This window comes from Streptomyces glaucescens (genome assembly GCF_002154375.1).
Lineage (GTDB): Bacteria > Actinomycetota > Actinomycetes > Streptomycetales > Streptomycetaceae > Streptomyces > Streptomyces glaucescens.
Genome location: NZ_MUND01001114.1, coordinates 1 through 581, shown reverse-complemented (window position 1 = coordinate 581; position 581 = coordinate 1). Strand labels below are relative to the sequence as shown.

Below are 581 nucleotides of genomic sequence, written 5' to 3'. Positions count from 1 at the left end.
GCGGACACGACCTAGGGCTTGCGGACATGGCGGATCTGCTGAACGCGATACGGACGTGAGGGACATGGCATGAGCGAACCCGTCGGCATCAGTGTCGAGGGGGTCCACTTCGGATACCCCGGCCGGCCCGTGCTGCGCGGCGTGGACCTGGCCGTCGAGCCGGGCGAACTGACCGCCCTGGTCGGGCTGAACGGCTGCGGCAAGTCCACCCTGCTGCGGCTCGCGGCCGGGCTGCTTCGGCCCGGCGAGGGACGGGTGCTGCTCGGCGGGCACGATCTGGCCCGGCTCTCCCGGCGGGCCGCCGCCCGTCATGTGGCGCTGCTGCATCAGTCGGCCCCGGGCGTTCCGGGCATGACGGTGCGTCAACTGGTGCGCCAGGGACGGTACGCGGCTCGCGGCCCGCTCGGGATGCTGCGTGAGGGCGACGACGGCGTGGTGCGCCGGGCGCTGGAGGACGTCGGCGTGGCGCACTGGGCGGACCGGCCGGTGGAGGCGCTCTCGGGCGGTGAGCGGCAGCGGGTGCGGCTGGCCATGGCGCTGGCGCAGGACACCCGCGTCCTGCTGCTCGACGAGCCGACCAC

At 74.4% G+C, this 581-nt stretch carries 1 protein-coding gene; it reads left to right on the top strand.

The features are described from left to right. Positions 1-69: 69 nt before the first annotated feature. A partial coding sequence (locus CCN42_RS40950) for an ABC transporter ATP-binding protein (protein ID WP_143662285.1) occupies positions 70-581 on the top strand: 512 nt, incomplete at its 3' end.